The sequence below is a fragment of the Solirhodobacter olei genome (assembly GCF_004010155.1).
GTDB classification, from domain to species: domain Bacteria; phylum Pseudomonadota; class Alphaproteobacteria; order Rhodobacterales; family Rhodobacteraceae; genus Solirhodobacter; species Solirhodobacter olei.
In genome coordinates this window covers 36,882-54,161 of the sequence record NZ_RRYH01000021.1, presented here as the reverse complement: position 1 = coordinate 54,161, position 17,280 = coordinate 36,882, and the positions used below count along the sequence as shown (strand labels likewise).

General features: G+C 68.9%; 19 protein-coding genes, 1 tRNA gene and 1 riboswitch. Of the genes, 15 read left to right on the top strand and 5 right to left on the bottom strand.

What is annotated here, in order from left to right; genetic code table 11:
- Positions 1 to 64 precede the first annotated feature (64 nt).
- Positions 65 to 865, bottom strand: coding sequence for a phenylalanine 4-monooxygenase (locus tag EIP85_RS15260; protein WP_127903076.1), 801 nt, complete (start codon positions 863 to 865; stop codon positions 65 to 67).
- A 115-nt stretch (positions 866 to 980) separates the two neighbouring features.
- On the opposite strand from EIP85_RS15260, the gene EIP85_RS15255 reads away from it, so the two are divergent.
- Positions 981 to 1,439 (top strand): Lrp/AsnC family transcriptional regulator, encoded by a 459-nt coding sequence (locus EIP85_RS15255; protein WP_127903075.1) that lies wholly within the window; start codon positions 981 to 983, stop codon positions 1,437 to 1,439.
- Between the two features lie 7 nt (positions 1,440 to 1,446).
- Here the strand turns inward: EIP85_RS15255 and EIP85_RS15250 are convergent, their stop codons facing one another.
- Positions 1,447 to 1,653: a SlyX family protein gene (locus EIP85_RS15250; protein ID WP_127903074.1), complete on the bottom strand. Its 207-nt coding sequence runs from the start codon at positions 1,651 to 1,653 to the stop codon at positions 1,447 to 1,449.
- 171 nt (positions 1,654 to 1,824) lie between these two features.
- On the opposite strand from EIP85_RS15250, the gene hisS reads away from it, so the two are divergent.
- From hisS to hisG, 3 genes are read left to right on the top strand one after another with little or no spacing between them, the layout of a single operon-like run.
- Positions 1,825 to 3,330: a histidine--tRNA ligase gene (hisS, locus tag EIP85_RS15245; protein ID WP_127903073.1), complete on the top strand. Its 1,506-nt coding sequence runs from the start codon at positions 1,825 to 1,827 to the stop codon at positions 3,328 to 3,330.
- A 1-nt stretch (position 3,331) separates the two neighbouring features.
- Positions 3,332 to 4,432, top strand: a complete 1,101-nt coding sequence (locus EIP85_RS15240; RefSeq protein ID WP_127903072.1) for an ATP phosphoribosyltransferase regulatory subunit — start codon at positions 3,332 to 3,334, stop codon at positions 4,430 to 4,432.
- Positions 4,429 to 5,139 (top strand): ATP phosphoribosyltransferase, encoded by a 711-nt coding sequence (gene hisG, locus EIP85_RS15235; RefSeq protein WP_127903071.1) that lies wholly within the window; start codon positions 4,429 to 4,431, stop codon positions 5,137 to 5,139. Before EIP85_RS15240 ends, hisG begins: the two co-directional genes overlap by 4 nt.
- 63 nt (positions 5,140 to 5,202) lie before the next feature.
- On the opposite strand, the gene EIP85_RS15230 is transcribed toward hisG, so the two are convergent.
- Positions 5,203 to 5,763 carry a gamma-glutamylcyclotransferase family protein gene (locus tag EIP85_RS15230; protein ID WP_127903070.1) on the bottom strand — a complete coding sequence of 187 codons (561 nt, stop codon included), beginning with the start codon at positions 5,761 to 5,763 and terminating at the stop codon, positions 5,203 to 5,205.
- Positions 5,764 to 5,838: 75 nt separating this feature from the next.
- A riboswitch (glycine riboswitch) is annotated at positions 5,839 to 5,950 on the top strand.
- A 135-nt stretch (positions 5,951 to 6,085) separates the two neighbouring features.
- Between EIP85_RS15230 and gcvT the strand changes: the two genes are divergently transcribed.
- From gcvT to EIP85_RS15180, 10 genes are all read left to right on the top strand, one after another.
- Positions 6,086 to 7,213, top strand: coding sequence for a glycine cleavage system aminomethyltransferase GcvT (gcvT, locus tag EIP85_RS15225; RefSeq protein WP_127903069.1), 1,128 nt, complete (start codon positions 6,086 to 6,088; stop codon positions 7,211 to 7,213).
- A gap of 12 nt (positions 7,214 to 7,225) precedes the next feature.
- Positions 7,226 to 7,585, top strand: a complete 360-nt coding sequence (gene gcvH, locus EIP85_RS15220; RefSeq protein ID WP_127903068.1) for a glycine cleavage system protein GcvH — start codon at positions 7,226 to 7,228, stop codon at positions 7,583 to 7,585.
- Complete coding sequence (locus EIP85_RS15215) at positions 7,582 to 7,938, top strand: VOC family protein (protein WP_127903067.1); 357 nt, start codon at positions 7,582 to 7,584, stop codon at positions 7,936 to 7,938. Before gcvH ends, EIP85_RS15215 begins: the two co-directional genes overlap by 4 nt.
- 1 nt (position 7,939) lies before the next feature.
- The gene (gene gcvP, locus EIP85_RS15210; RefSeq protein ID WP_127903066.1) at positions 7,940 to 10,780 is read left to right on the top strand and encodes an aminomethyl-transferring glycine dehydrogenase; all 2,841 of its coding nucleotides are present in this window, start codon (positions 7,940 to 7,942) and stop codon (positions 10,778 to 10,780) included.
- A 168-nt stretch (positions 10,781 to 10,948) separates the two neighbouring features.
- The gene (locus tag EIP85_RS15205) at positions 10,949 to 12,373 is read left to right on the top strand and encodes an MFS transporter (RefSeq protein WP_164871756.1); all 1,425 of its coding nucleotides are present in this window, start codon (positions 10,949 to 10,951) and stop codon (positions 12,371 to 12,373) included.
- Between the two features lie 54 nt (positions 12,374 to 12,427).
- Positions 12,428 to 12,874 carry a thioredoxin TrxC gene (gene trxC, locus EIP85_RS15200; protein ID WP_127903064.1) on the top strand — a complete coding sequence of 149 codons (447 nt, stop codon included), beginning with the start codon at positions 12,428 to 12,430 and terminating at the stop codon, positions 12,872 to 12,874.
- 61 nt (positions 12,875 to 12,935) lie between these two features.
- Positions 12,936 to 13,011: transfer RNA gene (locus EIP85_RS15195), tRNA-Ala, on the top strand.
- Between the two features lie 170 nt (positions 13,012 to 13,181).
- The gene (locus EIP85_RS15190; protein ID WP_127903063.1) at positions 13,182 to 14,261 is read left to right on the top strand and encodes an ATP-grasp domain-containing protein; all 1,080 of its coding nucleotides are present in this window, start codon (positions 13,182 to 13,184) and stop codon (positions 14,259 to 14,261) included.
- A gap of 123 nt (positions 14,262 to 14,384) precedes the next feature.
- Complete coding sequence (gene parA, locus EIP85_RS15185) at positions 14,385 to 15,017, top strand: ParA family partition ATPase (protein ID WP_127903062.1); 633 nt, start codon at positions 14,385 to 14,387, stop codon at positions 15,015 to 15,017.
- 25 nt (positions 15,018 to 15,042) lie between these two features.
- Complete coding sequence (locus EIP85_RS15180) at positions 15,043 to 15,360, top strand: DnaJ family domain-containing protein (RefSeq protein WP_127903061.1); 318 nt, start codon at positions 15,043 to 15,045, stop codon at positions 15,358 to 15,360.
- Positions 15,361 to 15,383: 23 nt separating this feature from the next.
- On the opposite strand, the gene EIP85_RS15175 is transcribed toward EIP85_RS15180, so the two are convergent.
- Entirely contained in the window at positions 15,384 to 15,581 is a 198-nt protein-coding gene (locus tag EIP85_RS15175; protein WP_127903060.1) for a hypothetical protein, read from the bottom strand.
- Positions 15,582 to 15,677: 96 nt separating this feature from the next.
- On the opposite strand from EIP85_RS15175, the gene EIP85_RS15170 reads away from it, so the two are divergent.
- On the top strand, positions 15,678 to 15,995 hold the full coding sequence (locus tag EIP85_RS15170) for an antibiotic biosynthesis monooxygenase family protein (RefSeq protein WP_127903059.1): 318 nt from the start codon (positions 15,678 to 15,680) through the stop codon (positions 15,993 to 15,995).
- A 74-nt stretch (positions 15,996 to 16,069) separates the two neighbouring features.
- Here the strand turns inward: EIP85_RS15170 and EIP85_RS15165 are convergent, their stop codons facing one another.
- Positions 16,070 to 17,206: a beta propeller repeat protein gene (locus tag EIP85_RS15165; protein ID WP_127903058.1), complete on the bottom strand. Its 1,137-nt coding sequence runs from the start codon at positions 17,204 to 17,206 to the stop codon at positions 16,070 to 16,072.
- Positions 17,207 to 17,280 lie beyond the last annotated feature (74 nt).

Genomic DNA, 17,280 nt, shown 5'->3' with positions numbered 1-17,280 from the left:
CCGAGGATATTTTGCCAAGGTGAAAGGGTTTTTCATCTTGGCCCGAATATCCCCGCCGGAGGCCTCAGGCGGCCGCCTCGAAGCGCGGCGGCAGGTCGCCCAGGCGCTTGGCCTCGTCGATCATGCCGGCGATATCGGCGTCGAGCGCGGCCTCGATCTGCTCGAAGCTGTCGATGACGAAATAGACCGGCTGCAGGATGTCGATCCGGTAGGGCGTGCGGAAGATCGTCATCAGGTCGAAATCCAGCATCTCCGCCCTGCCAGAGGTCGCATGTTCCGCCTCGGCGGGCGACGACACGATGCCGGCCCCGAAGGCGCGCAGCCCATCGGGCGTGCGGATCATCCCGAATTCCACCGTGAACCAGAACAGCCGGAACAGCCGCCAGCTGTAAGGCTTTCCGAGCGTCGCGCCGAGCTTGCCGAATTTCTCGATGAAGGCGGCATAGGCCGGGTTGGTCAGCAGCGGGCAATGGCCGAAGACCTCGTGAAAGATGTCCGGCTCCTCGATGTAGTCCATCTCCTCGCGCCGCCGCAGGAAGGTGGCGACCGGGAATTTCTTCTGCGAGAGCAGCTCGAAGAACCGCGAGGGCGGGATGATCGCGGGCACGCCCTCGACCCCCGCGCCGGTCAGCCCGGCGAGCCGCGCGTCGATCTCCCTGACCTGCGGCACATGCGCCCGGGTCAGCCCCAGCGCCTCGACCCCCGCAAGGTAGTCCGGCGCGACGCGGCCGGGCAGGTAGTCCATCTGCCGGTCGAAGAGCGCGCCCCAGACCGTATCCTCCGCCGCGCTATAGGCGTAGTAGCCCGCGGCATCCGGCTCCTTGGAGCGATATGCCGGCCGATCCGCTTGCGTCTTTCCAGACATGGAATCCCCCCTTCCAAACCTCCGGTGAGCTTGGGCCCGGCGGGGTGAAAAGGGCTTTCATTCCGAAGCCGATGCGATCACGATATGGAAGATATTCTCACTAACAGGCCATATCATGGAATTTAATGATCAGGAGAGGGTGCTTCTGCGGATCATACAGCGCGATGCCTCGCTCTCGCTCGCCGAGATGGCGGCGCAATGCGGCATGGCGCAAAGCACCGTCTGGCGGAAGCTGCAGGAGTTCGAGGCGGCGGGCCTGATCCGCGCCCGCGTGGCGCTTCTGGACCCGGCGCGGGCCGGGGCGAAGCTCTGCGTCCTGGCCTCGATCCGCCTGCACGACCATTCGGAAGAGGCGGTCGCGGGCTTCGCGCGCATGGTGGCGCATCACCCGGAGATCCTCGAATGCCATTCGGTTTCGGGTAGTGCCGATTACATCCTGAAGGTCCGGGTGGCGGATGTGGAGGCCTATGAGGCCTTCATGTCCCACAACCTGTTGCGCAGCCCCTATGTCCGCTCCGTCGTCTCGAGCTTCGTGCTGCGCGAGATCAAGGCCACGACCGAGCTGCCGCTCTGAGCGGGTCTCACCAATGCGGCGGGCGCTGGTCGGCGAGCGGGATCGTGCCGCCCTCGGCCACCTCCCGCTCCGCCTCGCGCTCCATCAGCAGGCCGAGGCGGCGGGAGAGCAGGTCGATCTCGCGCGCCTGCCGGGCGACGACTTCCGAAAGGTCGTCGACGTTGCGCGAAAGATGCGCGAGCTGTTCTTCGAGGTCGGTGATGCGGTCGGTCATGGCGCGATCCTAGCCCAGATCCCGGGCGGCCAGAAGGGCGGTAAGCTACGGTGCGGTTACTGTGCGAAAGCGGTGCATTTACGGTATGCACCGTACGCCCCGTCAACCCGCCGCCTTGCCCCGCCGCCATGCACGCGCTATGGACCCGCGCGACAAGCAGGTGCATAGCCCATGGCCAAGGACAAAGCCCCCCGCCGGCCCCGTGCCGAGACCCCGAAGGGGTTCCGCGACTATTTCGGCGCGGAAGTGACCGAGCGCACCGAGATGCTCGGCCGCATTGCCGAGGTCTACCACCGCTACGGCTTCGACCCTCTGGAGACTTCGGCCGTCGAAACCGTTGAGGCGCTTGGAAAATTCCTCCCCGACGTCGACCGCCCGAACGAGGGTGTCTTCGCCTGGCAGGAAGAGGACAGCGACTGGCTGGCGCTGCGCTACGACCTGACGGCGCCGCTGGCGCGCGTCGCCGCGCAATACCGCAACGACCTGCCCTCGCCCTACCGGCGCTACGCCATGGGCCCGGTCTGGCGCAACGAGAAGCCGGGGCCGGGGCGTTTTCGCCAGTTCTATCAATGCGATGCGGATACCGTCGGCGCCCCCACCGTGGCGGCCGATGCCGAGATCTGCGCCATGCTCTCCGACGCGCTGGAACATGTCGGCATCCCGCGCGGCGATTACGTCATCCGGGTCAACAACCGCAAGGTTCTGAACGGCGTGATGGAGGTCGCGGGAATCCTCGATCCCTCTGATCCGGAACGGTTTTCGCATCAACGCGGCATCGTCCTGCGCGCCGTCGACAAGTTCGACCGGCTTGGGGACGAGGGCGTCCGGGCGCTCCTCGGCAAGGGCCGGATGGACGAGTCGGGCGACTATACCAAGGGCGCCGGCCTCGGCGCCGAGCAGGCCGAGGTCGTCATGGGCTTCATGGCCGCCCAGGGCGCGAACGGCGAGGCCACGGCCGCGAACCTGCGCGGCCTCGTCGGCCCCTCCGCCATCGGCTCAGAAGGCGTGCGGGAGCTGGAGACCATCGCAGAACTCCTCGACGCGCAGGGCTACGGGCCGGACAGGATCATCGTCGACCCGGCCGTGGTGCGGGGTCTGGGCTATTACACCGGCCCGGTTTTCGAAGCCGAACTGACGTTCGAAATCCTCGACGAGAAGGGCCGCAAGCGCAGCTTCGGCTCGGTTTCCGGCGGAGGGCGTTATGACGATCTGGTCAAGCGCTTCACCGGCCAGTCGGTGCCGGCCACCGGCATCTCCATCGGCGTCGACCGGCTCCTTGCCGCGCTGCGCGCCAAGGGCCGGATCGGGCAGGAGGCCGCGCCGGGCCCTGTCGTCGTCACCGTGATGGACCGCGACCGGATGGCCGATTACATGGCCATGGTCGGCGAGCTGCGTGCCGCCGGGATCCGGGCCGAGGTCTACCTCGGCAACCCGAAGAACTTCGGCAACCAGTTGAAATACGCCGATAAACGCGCCTCTCCCGTCGCCGTCATTCAGGGCGGGGACGAGGCGGCGCGCGGTGTCGTCCAGCTCAAGGACCTCATCCTCGGTGCCGAGATCGCCGCCGCGGCGAGCCATGAGGAATGGAAGGCCCAGCCGGCGCAGACCGAGGTGGCGCGGGCAGATCTGGTCGCGGCCGTGCGCGCGATCCTCGCCCGTCGCGCGTCGGGCGGCTGAGATGCACAGCAACGACCGCGCCGAAGCCGAACGTCTGTTCGCCCATTTCCGGGCGGCCGGCGCGCAGCCGGTGGAGGCGGACATCCTGCTGCCCGCCGACACGCTCCTCGACCTTTACGGAGAGGACATCCGCGCCCGCGCCTATGTCACCTCCGACCCGCTCGAGGGCGAGATGATGCTCAGGCCCGACTTCACCGTGCCGGTCGTGCAGAAGCATATGGCCCATGGCGCCGAGCCTGCCCGCTACACCTATATGGGCGAGGTCTTCCGCCGGCAGGAACATCACGGGCTGCGGGCCCGCGAATACCTGCAGGTCGGCTACGAGGTCTTCGCTCGCGAGATGCCGGAGCAGGCCGATGCCGAGGTCTTCGCGCTCTTCGCCAAGGTCCTTTCGCCGCTTGGGCTGCACGCGGCAACCGGCGATATCGGCATCCTGATGGCCGCCGTCCGGGGGCTGTCGACCAGCCCCCGCCGCCGTGCGGCGCTCCTGCGACATGTCTGGCGGCCGCGCCGGTTCCGGGCGCTGCTGGACCGTTTCGGCGGCCGCAGTCGGATGCCGGAGCCGCGCGCCCGGCTGCTGAAGGAGTTGCAGGAGGCCCCGGCCACCGAGCTTATCGCGAGTGCGGGCCCCGCCATCGGGCTGCGCGAGGCGGGAGAAGTCGCGGCCCGCGCCGCGGCGCTGCTGGAGGATGCGGCGACGCCGCCGCTTTCGGGCGCGGAGGTCGACATCCTCGACGACGTGCTGCACCTGCGCGACACCGCGCCCATGGCGCTTGGCCGGCTGCGGGACATGGCGGTGGACCTGCCCACCATCGCCCCCGCCGTGGACCGTTTCGCACGCCGGCTCGACGCGCTCGCCAGCCACGGGATTGACGTCGACACGCTGGATTTCGAGGCCAGCCACGGCCGGACGACGCTGGAATATTACGACGGCTTCGTCTTCTCGTTCCATGCCGAGGGTCGGCCGGACCTGCCGCCTGTCGCGTCTGGCGGGCGCTACGACGCGCTGACCCGCGTTCTTGGCCAGGGGCGCGAGATTCCGGCCGTGGGCGGGGTCATCCGGCCCGGCCTGATCGCGCTTCTTCAGGAGGGCGGGGCATGAGCCTGAAGATCGGCGTGCCGTCCAAGGGGCGGCTGATGGACAAGACCTTCGAATGGTTCGGCGCCCGCGGCGTGGAGATGCGGCGCGACGGGTCGGAGCGGGAATATTCCGCCACCGTCGCCGGGGCAGACGGGGTGCAGGCCGTGCTCCTCTCGGCCGGGGAGATCCCGCGCGAGCTGGCCGCCGGCCGCATCCACCTTGGCGTGACCGGCTCCGACCTCGTCCGTGAGAAGCTCGCCGACTGGGACGAGCAGGTGACGGAACTCGCCCCGCTGGGCTTCGGCTTTGCCGATCTGATTATCGCGGTCCCGGCCTTCTGGATCGACGTCGACACGCTCGACGATCTTGACGCGGCGGCTTCGGCCTTCCGCGCCGCGCATGGCCACCGGCTGCGCATCGCCACCAAGTACCACCGCCTGGTCCGCGAGTTCCTGCGCGACGAGGGGGTGGCCGATTACCAGCTGGTCGACAGCCAGGGCGCGACCGAGGGTACGGTCAAGAACCTCACTGCAGAGGCGATCGCCGACATCACCTCGACGGGCGAGACGCTGCGGGCGAACCATCTCAAGATCCTCTCGGATGGGCTGATTCACCGCTCGCAGGCGACGCTTTTCTCGGCCCGCGCTGCCGACTGGTCGAACGGCGCCCGCGAAACCTACGAGGCGCTTCTGGCCACGCTGAAGGTCGAGCCGCCCGAACCCCTCTGATCCCTCTCCTGGCCGAAATACGCCGGGGGTGAGCCACGCTGGCGGCGAGGGGGCAGCACCCCCTTATTCCGTCATCCGCCGCGCCCCGAGCCGCGCGAGATGCGCATCCGCCATCGCCTGCACCGCCTCTCCGGTCCGTTGGGCGCGGGGGTAGAGCGGCGAAGCTCGGTCGTCGAGCACCGGCACCTCCCAGCCCGCCGTGGTGGCGAAGAAACGCTCCACGCCGGCCCTGCCGAATTCGTCCAAGAAGCCCTGCACCACGACGTCGAGGTAGCTGAGCAGGATCGGATGCTCCCGAAGCGCAGGCGCTTCCGGGTCGTCGGGGACGACATACATCACCGTCGGGCCGCCCACGGGCGCCGCGATTTCGTCCAGGCCCAGGGGGTGGCGCACATAGGCCGCCTCGCGCTGGTCGAGCGCGGCCCAGTCGCCGCCGGGCACGGGCGCGACCAGCCCCTCGATCTCCACCCCCGGGGCGGGTTCGACCGAGAGGAAGGCGAGCCGCCGGAGCCGGGTTCCCCGCCAGACCCGGCGCCAGCCGGAGACACGGGCGGGATGGGCCGGCGCATAGTCATGCGTCCGGCGGTTCACGAGAGAGCCATAGCCGAAGAAACGATCCGTCATGTCGCCCAGTCCTCTCTGAATGCCGCTTTCTGCGCAAGCCTCTTGCCAGAGCAGGGGCGAAGCGGATAAGCGGGGTGCGTCAGGATCGGGAGAATCCGGCGGGGCAGGGCGCAGGCCGGGCCCGGAGCCGGTGCCGAAGGAGCAACCGCCCCGGTAAACTCTCAGGCGCAAGAACCGTCCTGGCGCATGGACTCTGGAGAGATCCCGGCATGCCCGGGGCGCCGAAGGGATAACGATCTCAGGCGGAAGGACAGAGGGGGCATCGAGCGCCGGGAAACCCCGGTTGTATGATGCCGGCCCGACGCGGGCCAGAGGGGGCGGAATGACGGAGTTGAAGCAGCTGGCGCTCAGGGCGCTGCATCTCGAGCTTGGCGGCAAGATGGTGCCTTTCGCCGGCTACGAGATGCCGGTGCAATACCCGATGGGCGTGCTGAAGGAGCATCTGCACTGTCGCGCCGCCGCGGGCCTTTTCGACGTCAGCCACATGGGCCAGGTCATCGTCGCCGCGAAGAGCGGGCGGGCGGAAGACGCGGCGCTGGCGCTGGAGCGGCTGATCCCGGTCGACATCGCCGGGCTCGGTGAAGGCCGCCAGCGCTACGGGTTCCTGACCACGCCGGCCGGCGGGATCATCGACGACCTGATGATGACCAACCGCGGCGATCACCTCTACGTCGTGGTCAATGCCGCGCGGAAGGCGGAGGATCTGGCCGCGCTCAAGGCCGGGCTGCCGGATTGCGACGTGGGCGAAGTCACCGGCCGCGCCCTGCTGGCGCTGCAGGGGCCGGCGGCGGAGGCGGCGCTTTCGCGGCTGGTGCCCGATGCGGCGGACTTCGCGTTCATGGATCACGGCATCCGCAACTGGCAGGGGGTGGAGCTCTGGATCTCCCGCTCCGGTTATACCGGCGAGGACGGCTATGAGATCTCGCTGCCCGACAGCGCGGCCGAGGCCTTCGCCCGCCGGCTGCTGGAGGATCCCGCCGTGGCGCCGATCGGGCTCGGCGCGCGCGACAGCCTGAGGCTCGAGGCCGGGCTCTGCCTCTACGGCCATGACATAGATGAGGAGACTTCGCCCATCGAGGCGGGGCTCAACTGGGCGATCCAGAAGGCCCGCCGCGCGGGCGGGACCCGAGCGGGCGGTTTTCCCGGTGCGGATCGCATTCTCAGGGAACTCTCCGAAGGACCGGCGCGCAAGCGCGTGGGCCTGCGCCCCGAGGGCCGTGCACCGATGCGCGAGGGCACGGAGCTTTTCGCCGCGAATGCAGGGGGCGAGCCGGTCGGCACCGTCACTTCCGGTGGCTTCGGGCCCAGCCTGGAGGCGCCCGTCGCCATGGGCTACCTGCCGGCTTCCCTTTGCGCGCCGGGCACCACAATATGGGGCGAGCTGCGCGGCCGCCGCCTTCCCGTGACCGTCGCCGCGCTGCCGTTCCGTCCCGCCAATTACAAACGCTGAAGAGGGTTCCGCATGAAATACACCGAAGATCACGAGTGGTTGCGCGTCGAGGGTGACCTCGTCGTCGTCGGCATCACCGAATATGCCGCCCAGCAGCTGGGCGACGTCGTCTTCGTCGAGCTGCCCGAGGTCGAGACCCAGGTTGCCCAGGGCGACGAGGTCGTGGTGATCGAGAGCGTCAAGGCCGCCTCCGACATCTCAGCCCCGCTGGAGGGCGAAATCGTCGCGGTCAACGACAAGCTCGGCGACAACCCGGGCTTGGTGAACGAGGACCCGCTGGGCGACGCCTGGTTCTTCAAGATGAAGGTCGAGGACATGTCCGCACTCGACGACTTCATGGACGAGGACGAATACAACGAGTCCATCGCGTGAGCGTCCTGCGGATCGTGCCGAACCTACCCGCGCGCGATCCGCTCGCCCTTGCCCGATTCTACGCCGATGTCTTCGGACTCGATCTGGCCCACGACATGGGCTGGATCGGGTTCCTGACCGCGGACGGGGGCCAGAAGATCGAGCTGCACACCGCCTCGCAGGGCGGATCGGACACAGATCTGCCGGCGATCTCGATCGAGGTCGACGATCTCACCGGCGCGGAAAGCGCGGCCCGGGCAGCCGGGGCCACGGTGGTCTACGGACCGGCGGACGAGCCCTGGGGCCTGCGCCGCTTCTACCTCCGGGATCCGGAGGGAAATCTTGTCAACGTCCTGAGCAATACCCGAGGTTGAGATGCCTTTTACGCCCACCGCCTACGATCCCTACGATTTCGCCAACCGCCGCCACATCGGCCCCTCCCCGGGCGAAATGGCTGAGATGCTGGCGGCGGTGGGCGCGCCCTCGCTCGACGCGCTGATCGCCGAGACGGTTCCCGCCTCGATCCGGCAGCAGAACAAGCTGACCTGGGCGCCGCTCGCGGAGCATGAGCTGCTGGCCCGGATGCGCGAGGTTGCGGCCAAGAACCGGGTCATGACGTCGCTGATCGGGCAGGGATATTACGGCACCGTCACGCCGCCCGCGATCCAGCGCAACATCCTGGAAAACCCGGCCTGGTACACGGCCTATACGCCCTACCAGCCCGAGATCGCGCAGGGCCGGCTGGAGGCGCTTCTGAACTACCAGACGATGGTCAGCGACCTGACCGGGCTGCCGGTCGCCAATGCCTCGCTTCTCGACGAGGCGACGGCGGCGGCAGAAGCCATGGTGATGGCGCATAGGGTGGCCAAGTCGAAGGCCACGGCCTTCTTCGTCGACCGCAACTGCCATCCGCAGACCCTTGCGGTGATCGAGACCCGCGCCGCGCCGCTGGGGATCGAGGTCGTCACGGGCGCGCCGGGGGAGATGGAGGCCGAGAAGTACTTCGGCGCGATCTTCCAGTATCCGGGCACCTACGGCCATGTCCGCGACTACACGCCCGAGATCGCGGCCCTGCACGAAGCAAAGGCCGTGGCCGTGGTGGCGACGGACCTGCTCGCGCTGTGCCTGCTGAAGGAACCGGGTGCGATGGGGGCGGATATCGCCATCGGCTCCTCTCAGCGCTTCGGCGTTCCGATGGGCTATGGCGGGCCGCATGCCGCCTTCATGTCCTGCCGCGAGGAGATGAAGCGGCAGATGCCGGGCCGCATCGTCGGCGTCTCGGTCGACGCGCGCGGAGGGCGGGCCTACCGGCTGTCGCTTCAGACGCGCGAGCAGCATATCCGGCGCGAAAAGGCGACCTCCAACGTCTGCACCGCGCAGGCGCTTCTGGCCGTCATGGCCAGCTTCTATGCCGTCTTCCACGGGCCGATGGGCCTGCGCGCCATCGCCGAGCGGGTGCATTTCCTGACCAACCGGCTGGCGCGTGCGCTGAAGGCCGCGGGCGCGAAGGTCAGCCCGAAGGATTTCTTCGACACGATCACGGTGGAGGTCGGCGTTGGCCAGGCGGGCATCCTTGCCGCCGCGCGCCACGAGGGGCTGAACTTCCGCAAGATCGGCAATGACAGGGTCGGCATCAGCCTTGACGAGACCACCGACGAGAAAGTGCTGGTGAAGGTGCTGCGCGCCTTTGGCATCGACGGTGTGCCGCCGCACCGCGCAACGCTCAGCTTCCCGGAGGCGATGCTGCGCGAGAGCGATTACCTGACCCATCCGGTCTTCCACATGAACCGGGCGGAAAGCGAGATGATGCGGTACATGCGCCGTCTTTCGGACCGCGACCTGGCGCTCGACCGGGCGATGATCCCGCTCGGCTCCTGCACGATGAAACTGAATGCCGCCGCCGAGATGATGCCGATCACCTGGCCGGAATTCAGCGCGCTCCACCCCTTCGCGCCGCGCGACCAGGCGCAGGGCTATGCCGAGGTGATCGAGGATCTGGCCCAGAAACTCTGCGAGATCACCGGCTACGATGCCTTCTCCATGCAGCCAAATTCCGGTGCGCAGGGAGAATATGCCGGGCTGATGACGATCCGCGCCTATCACAAGTCGCGGGGGGAGGCCGAGCGCAGCATCTGTCTGATCCCGGTCTCCGCCCACGGGACCAACCCGGCCTCCGCCGTCATGGCGGGGATGGAGGTGGTGGTGGTCAAGAGCCGCGAGAACGGCGACATCGACCTCGACGATTTCCGCGCCAAGGCGGAGGCGGCGGGCGAGAAGCTCGCGGCCTGCATGATCACCTATCCCTCCACCCACGGCGTGTTCGAGGAAACGGTGCGCGAGGTCTGCGCCATCACTCACCAGCATGGCGGCCAAGTCTATATCGACGGTGCCAACATGAACGCGATGGTGGGCCTGTCGCAGCCGGGCGAGCTTGGCGGCGACGTGAGCCACCTGAACCTGCACAAGACGTTCGCCATTCCGCATGGCGGCGGCGGCCCGGGCATGGGCCCGATCGGCGTGAAGGCGCATCTCGCCCCGCATCTGCCGAGCGATCCGGCCACCGGCACCGAGGGCGCGGTGAGTGCTGCGCCCTATGGGTCGGCCTCGATCCTGCTGATCTCCTGGGCCTATTGCCTGATGATGGGCGGGCCGGGGCTGACCCAGGCGACAAAGGTGGCGATCCTGAACGCCAACTACATCGCCGCGCGGCTGCACGGGGCCTTCGAGGTGCTCTTCAAGGGCGGCAACGGGCGGGTCGCGCATGAATGCATTCTCGACACGCGGCCCTACGCCGAAAGCGCCCATGTCACCGTCGACGACATCGCCAAGCGGCTTATCGACAACGGCTTCCACGCGCCGACCATGTCCTGGCCGGTCGCGGGTACGCTGATGGTGGAGCCGACCGAGAGCGAGACCAAGGCCGAACTCGACCGCTTCATCACCGCCATGCTCGCCATCCGCGAGGAGATCGCGGCGGTGGAGCGGGGCGAGATGGATGCGGAGAACAACCCGCTGAAGAACGCGCCGCATACGGTCGAGGATCTCGTCGCCGACTGGGACCGCCCCTATCCGCGCGAGCAGGGCTGCTTCCCGCCCGCCTCCTTCCGGGTCGACAAGTACTGGCCGCCGGTCGGCCGGGTCGACAACGTCTGGGGGGACCGCAACCTCGTCTGCATCTGCCCGCCGGTCGAAAGCTACGCCGAGGCCGCCGAATAGGGCTTCCGGGTTTTCGCTGGCCCAAATACTCCCAGCGGAGCGTCCCGTGGCACTCACGGGGCGCCTTCGGCGGGAGTATTTTCGCCAAGGAAATGCGAAAGATTTGCGCTTGACCTGAAGCAGGCTTGAGAAATTAGCCTGCCCGCCGGTCTGATGAGGGAGACAGGCATGGCGGAGAGATCGGGCCCCCGGGCGGCGGAGGGCTGGGGCGCGCTTCTGAGCGGTGGTGCGGCGGTCCGCCTCGGCCTCGTGACGGCGGGCGTGGGCCTGCATGCCTTCAACGAATTTGCCATCGCCGCGGCGCTGCCGATCGGGCTGAAGGAGGTCGGCGGGATCGAGCGGATCGCCTGGGTCTACGGGCTCTACTACGTCTGCTCCATCGCCGGCGGGGTGCTTGGCGGGTCGCTGAAGCGGCATGCGGGGGCGCGGGTGGCGATGGCGGGGGCGGCCTGTCTGTTCCTCGCGGGCCTCGCCATGGCGGCGCTCGCCCCGGCCTGGGGCTGGGTTCTGGCGGGGCGGGGCCTGCAGGGGCTGGCGGACGGGCTGGTCATCGCCATGTGCTACGCCATCATTCCCGAGGTTTTCGCCTCTGTGCTTGTTCCCCGGGTCTTCGCGGTGGAGGCGGTGGTCTGGGCGCTGGCGGCGCTGCTTGGACCGCTTGTCGGCGGGCAGGCGGTGGCGCATCTCTCCTGGCGCGCCGCCATGGCCGCGGCGCTGCCGCTGGCGCTGGCCTTCCTCGCGCTGACGCTGCGCGTGGCGCCGACGGAAAGGCGGGGGCGGGAGACGGCGGCGCGGCCGCTGGTCCTGCTCCTCTGCCTCGGGGCTGCCGGAGCACTGGCACTTCCCGCGGCGCTTCCCTGGCCAGAGCTGGCGCCGCTGCCGATCCTCGCCGGCATCGCCCTGTTCCGGCTGGCGCTTCGCATCGACGCACTGGCCCCGGCGCGGTTGTTTCCCGAGGGGGCCTTTTCGTTCCGCCACCCGTTCGGGCGGGTGCTCTGGAGCCTGTTCCTGATGCCCTGCGCCTCGTCGCTGGTCTATTCGTTCCAGGCCCTCGCGCTGGGCAGCCGTTTCGTGCTGGGGCCTACGGCGGTGGGCTATCTCGTTGTCGTAGGGCCGCTGGTCTGGAGCGCGATAGCCATCCCGGTGGGGGCCATGACCGCGCCCGGTCAGCAGGCCGCGCTGCGCCGGGCCGGGCCGGCGGTGCTGGTGATCGGGCTGCTGATCTCTGCCGCGGGCCTTGCCGGGGAGACGCTCTGGCTCTTCGCCATCGGGCTGGGCCTTCGGGGTGCGGGGTTCGGGCTGGCCTATGGCGCGATGAACCATGCCGCGATGGAGGCCGTGCCGCGGGATGAACGCGACCGCGCAGGCGCGATCCTTCCGGCAGTAGCCGAGTCCGGTCGTGCTGTTGGCGCAGGGATCGGCGGGGCGGTGGCGGGGGCGAGCGGGCTGGTTGCCGCACTGGTCCCCGGGGGGGCGGCGGGGCCGATTCTCTGGCAGTGGGGCCTTGCCGCCGTCTTCGCGCTGATCGCGCTTGCCGCGGCAATGGTGGCGCGGGGCGGAGAGGCAGACCGCGCGGCAGAGCAGGGGACTTGAACGAGGTCTCCGCCCTGCCGATATATTCCGCGGGATGAATGTTTGGAGGCGAAGATGGCCGAGGCAGTGCGACTGACCTGCCCTGAATGCGGGCAGGCCAACCGGGTGCCGGTGGGGAAGCTCTCCGCCGGGCCGAAATGCGGGGTCTGTGGCGCGAAGCTTGCCGATGGCGCGGTGGGCACGTTCGACATGACCACGCTGTCCAAGGCGGTGAAGGGCGACGACCTGCCGCTCATCGTGGATTTCTGGGCGCCCTGGTGCGGACCCTGCCGGATGATGGCGCCGGAATTCGCCCGCGCAGGCAAGGCACTGGCCGGCCGCGCGCGCTTCGCCAAGATCGATACCGAGCGGCATCCGCAGGCCTCGCAAAGCTTCGGGATCCGGGGCATTCCGCTGCTGATTCTGTTCCATCGCGGCCGCGAGGTGGCACGGCTTTCCGGCGCCCGTCCGGCCGCCGAGATCGAGCGTTTCGTGCGTGAACACGTCGCCCTTCCGGCGTAAGCAAAATTCGCTTTCCCTCGCTTGACAAGCCGCAGCCCTTGGGCCAAACAGCGGCACCTGTGGGGCTGTAGCTCAGTTGGGAGAGCGCATCGTTCGCAATGATGAGGTCAGGGGTTCGATTCCCCTCAGCTCCACCAGGATTTTCCGCCAGACGGACGGATCGGGGCGCCTTCGGGCGCCCTTTCCTTTGGCCATCCTCCCGCGTCTCTGCCGTCGCTGCGCCGAACGAAATGCGGCATCGTTGAGCGCGGTCATGCGTGGCGCCGTGGCCGGATGCTACGTTGGCTCGGACATGGACCCGAGGCACATGAGCGCGGAACTCGACTGGCAGCCTTCCTTGCTTTTCACACCCCCCAAGGCGCCGCCCCGCGCCGCACTGTTGCTCGCCTCCGGCTTCTCGGTGCAGTACCGCGCGCTTCGGGCGGTCGCAGCCGTGGTTCCGCGGGTGATCGTCGCCGGCACCGGTAGCGCCCGTCTTCTGACCTGGTCGCGGTACGGCCGGCGCTATCACGCGCTGCCCGAGGGGGCGTTCCAGACCGCGGCCTCGCTCGAGCAGATCGAGGCGATCTGCGTGGAGCACGGCATCGACCTCATCGTTCCGGCGGACGGGCTGACCACGCGCTATCTTGCGATCGAGCGGCGCAGGATCCTGCGCGCCTGCTTTCCGACGCCGGGGCCGGAGGACTTCGACCGGCTGGATGACAAGTGGCGGTTCTACTGCCTTTGCACCGCGCTGGGGGTGCCGGCGCCGAAGACCCGCCGCTTTGCCGCGCGGGGCGAGCTGGAGGCCTTTCTGGCCCGCAATCCCAATTCCATGCCGGGGATGGCGAAGCCGCTGAACCTCTATGGCGGGCTCGGGATTCTCCGTATCGGCAGCCACGCGGATCTGGCGGAGATCGACTATGCGCCGATCCTCTTCCAGGCCTTCATCCCGGGCGAGGACATCGACATCAGCGTGATCGCCCGCGACGGGCTGGTGGAACGCTACTGCATATACCGAAAGGCGGGCGGACGGGTCCATTACATCGAGAACGCGGCGCTGATCGGCTATGTCGAAATCATCGTGGCGCGGCTCGGGGTCTCCGGTGTGCTGAACTTCGGCGCGCGGATCGATGCGGGCGGCGAGGTGTGGATGACGGAATGCAATCCGCGTTTCTGGCATTCGATGGATTTCGCCCAGATCGCGGGGATGAATTTCTTCGCCGAGACGCTGTGGCCGGGGAAGGGCCCTCGGAATCCGCTGGCCGGGCGCTCGGTCGGCACGCTGCACGGGATCGCGCGGCGGGCGCTGCGGCTCCGCCCGCCGGGGCATATGGACCTGCGGATGCTGGCCCATACGTTGCGCGACCCGCTGCCGCGGCTGTTCGGCTACAGCGACTTCGGCTGAGCCGGAACCGGCTGGGCGGGGCGGCGGCGGCCCCCTTGCCGCACCCTCGCCTTTTCCGATGCGCAGGGGGGCGAATCGCTCTATGCTGCGCTGCAGCACCGTGCGAACGGGAAGGACAGCGCGATGGCCGGCAAGGTGATTACCCTCGCCCAGCAGAAGGGCGGCTCGGGCAAGACGACGCTCGCGGCCAATCTCGCCGTCGCCTTCCGCAAGCGGGGCCTGTCCGTGGCACTGCTCGATACCGACCCGCAGGGCAGCCTCGGCCGCTGGTTCATGGCGCGCCGCGAGAGGGTGGAGGATGACGGGCTCGACTTCGCCACCGCCTCGGCCTGGGGCGTCTCCTACGAATGCGAAAAGCTGAGGAAGCTGGTGGAGGTGGTGATCGTCGACACGCCGCCCAAGGTCGACGCCGACCTGCGTCCGGCGCTTCGGGAGGCGGACCTGATCCTGGTGCCGGTGGCGGCGAGCCATGTCGACCTCTGGGCGACGGAGGGGGTGCTGGATCTTGCTGCCCGCGAAAGCCGCCGGGTGACAGTGGTGCTGAACCGCGCCAAGGCCAACACGAGGCTCGCGTCCGAGGTGGCGGCGGCTGCCTTGGATCTCAACGCCGAGGTGGCGGAGACGCGGCTCGCCAATCGTGTCGCTTATGCCGAGACGCTGGGCCGGGGCCTCGGAGTGCTGGAGGGCCGTCGGGGCGGGGCGAGCGACGAGGTGGAGGCGCTGGCCGCGGAAGTGCTGGGGCTGCTCGACGTCTGAGGCGGGCGGCGGAAGGGGAAGACACATGAAATTCTCCGAACTCGCGGAACGGCAGATCAGAAAGGCCCAGGCAGAGGGGCAGTTCGACGCGCTGAAGGGTGCGGGCAAGCCGCTCGACATGGGCGAGGCGGCGGGCAGTGCCGAGGCGGTGGGCTTCCGGATCATGGCCGAAGCCGGTGCGCTTCCGCGCGAGATCGAGTTGCGAAAGGCGATCGACGTCCAGGCCGAGGTGCTCCGGCAGACCACGGGCGAGGCGGAGCGCAAGCGGGAGATGGCGAAGCTCGCGGAACTTCAGCAGCGGCTTGCCGTCGAGGAAGAGGCGCGGCGCAGGTTCTACCGATAGGGCCGGGCGGGGCGAGGGGGCCTCTAGCCGTCCTTGCCCTCGTCCGGGCCCTGAAAGATCAGCTTCCACCACGCGAAGGCCGCGATCAGCAGGAAGGCCACGGCCCAGGTGCCGCTGCCATGGGCCGCCTCGACACAGGCCCAGAGCGCGGGGACGAGCGTTGTTGCCCAGCGGCGCCAGACCGGCCGGAAGAATGGATCGTTGGGGTCGAGAAGCTGCATGGGCGGCACCCTACGCCGGGCAGGGCGGCCTGAAAAGCGCGTTTACAGGCCCCGGGCCTGGCGCGATAGTCGGGGGGCAGCGCAAAGGAGGAGCAGATGGCGACCATCAGCGACGATTTCAGCGGCCAGACCGTGCTGACCACCTTCGAGATGACACCGGGAACCTGCGACGACTTGATGGACGCGCTGAAGGACGCCTATGAGAACTGCATCTCGAAATGGCCGGGGTTCATCGAGGCCGCGCTGCATGTGAACGACGCCCAGACCCGCATCGCCAATTACTCCAAATGGCGCCGGCGGGAGGATTTCCAGGCCATGCTGCGCAGCCCGGAGATGCGGGAGAGGAACCGCCACATCGCCTCGCTCTGCTCGCGCTTCGAGCCGGTGATGTACGAGGTCTCGGCGGTGTTCTAGGGCCCGCGTTCGTCGCGCCGCCGCGCCGCCAGCGGGAGGGCGCTGGGGCCCGGCGCATCGCGTTGATGGCGGCGTCAGCCGCGTTCCAGCACCTCGACGCAGAGCACGGTGGGCAGATGGCGGGCGATCTCTTCCCAGTTTTCGCCCTCGTTTCTGCTGGCGAAGACAGAGCCGCTGTTGGTGCCGAAATAGACCCCCGCCGGCGTGCCTCGGTCCGTCGCCATCGCCTGACGCAGCACGGTGAAGAAGCAGGACTTCTGCGGCAGCCCCTCGCGCTGGGCGACCCAGCTTTCGCCGCCGTCGCGGGAGTGCCAGACCGCGGCGGCCGAGCCGGGCGGGTAGCGGCCCAGGGTGTCGCCGTTCAGCGGCAGCACCCAGATCGCCTTCGGGTCGCGCGGATGGACCGCGATCGGGAAGCCGAAGGTCGAGGGCAGTCCGGTGCTGATCTCTTGCCAGCTGCGCCCGCCATCGGGGCTTCGGAAAACTCCGTGGTGGTTCTGCTGGTAGAGCAGGTCCTCCCCCGCCGCCGCGGGCGCGCGCACCATGTTGTGGACGCAATGGCCCACGTCACCGCTTTCCGGTGCGGCGTTGGCGCGGCGGTTGCGACGGTCCCATTGCAGCCCGCCGTCCTCGCTGGCGAAGACCCCTGCGGCCGAGATGCCGAGCCAGAGCCGTTCCGGCCGGGCCGGATCCGTGACGATCGTATGCAGCGTCAGCCCCGCCCCACCCGGCTCCCATTCTCCGGCCGAGGGATGGTCGGTCAGCCCCTCGACCTTGGCCCAGCTTTCGCCGCCGTCACCGCTGGCGTAGAGCGCGGCAGGCTTGGCCCCGGCGTAGAGCGTTCCGCCCGCCCGGCCGAGCGACCAGAGCGCATCGAGGTTGCCGGTGAAAGGCGCAGGTGGCGAGGGCTGCATGCCGATCTGGGCCGCGATCTCGGGGTTCTCGGCCATCCAGCGGTCGGCTTGGCCATTGGCGAGCTTCGAAAGCTCCCAGCTTTGCCCGCCGTCGGTGGAGCGCCAGACACCCGCGCCGTGCCAGTCGCCCCCGCCCGCGGCCCAGATCGCGCCGCTCTCCGGGTCGCCGATGGCATGGTTGATCGGCCAGCCGCCGCAGAACGGGCCGCGGACCGCCCACGCCTCCCGTCCGGCCGAGCCGTCCATCAGGAAGGCGCCCTTGGTGGTGCCGATGAGTAGCGTGAGCGATGACGACATGGTGCCTCCCTCCAGATCTCGGTGGGAGCATACCACGGCGCGGCGAACCGCCGGAGGGGGAACTTCTGGAGCGT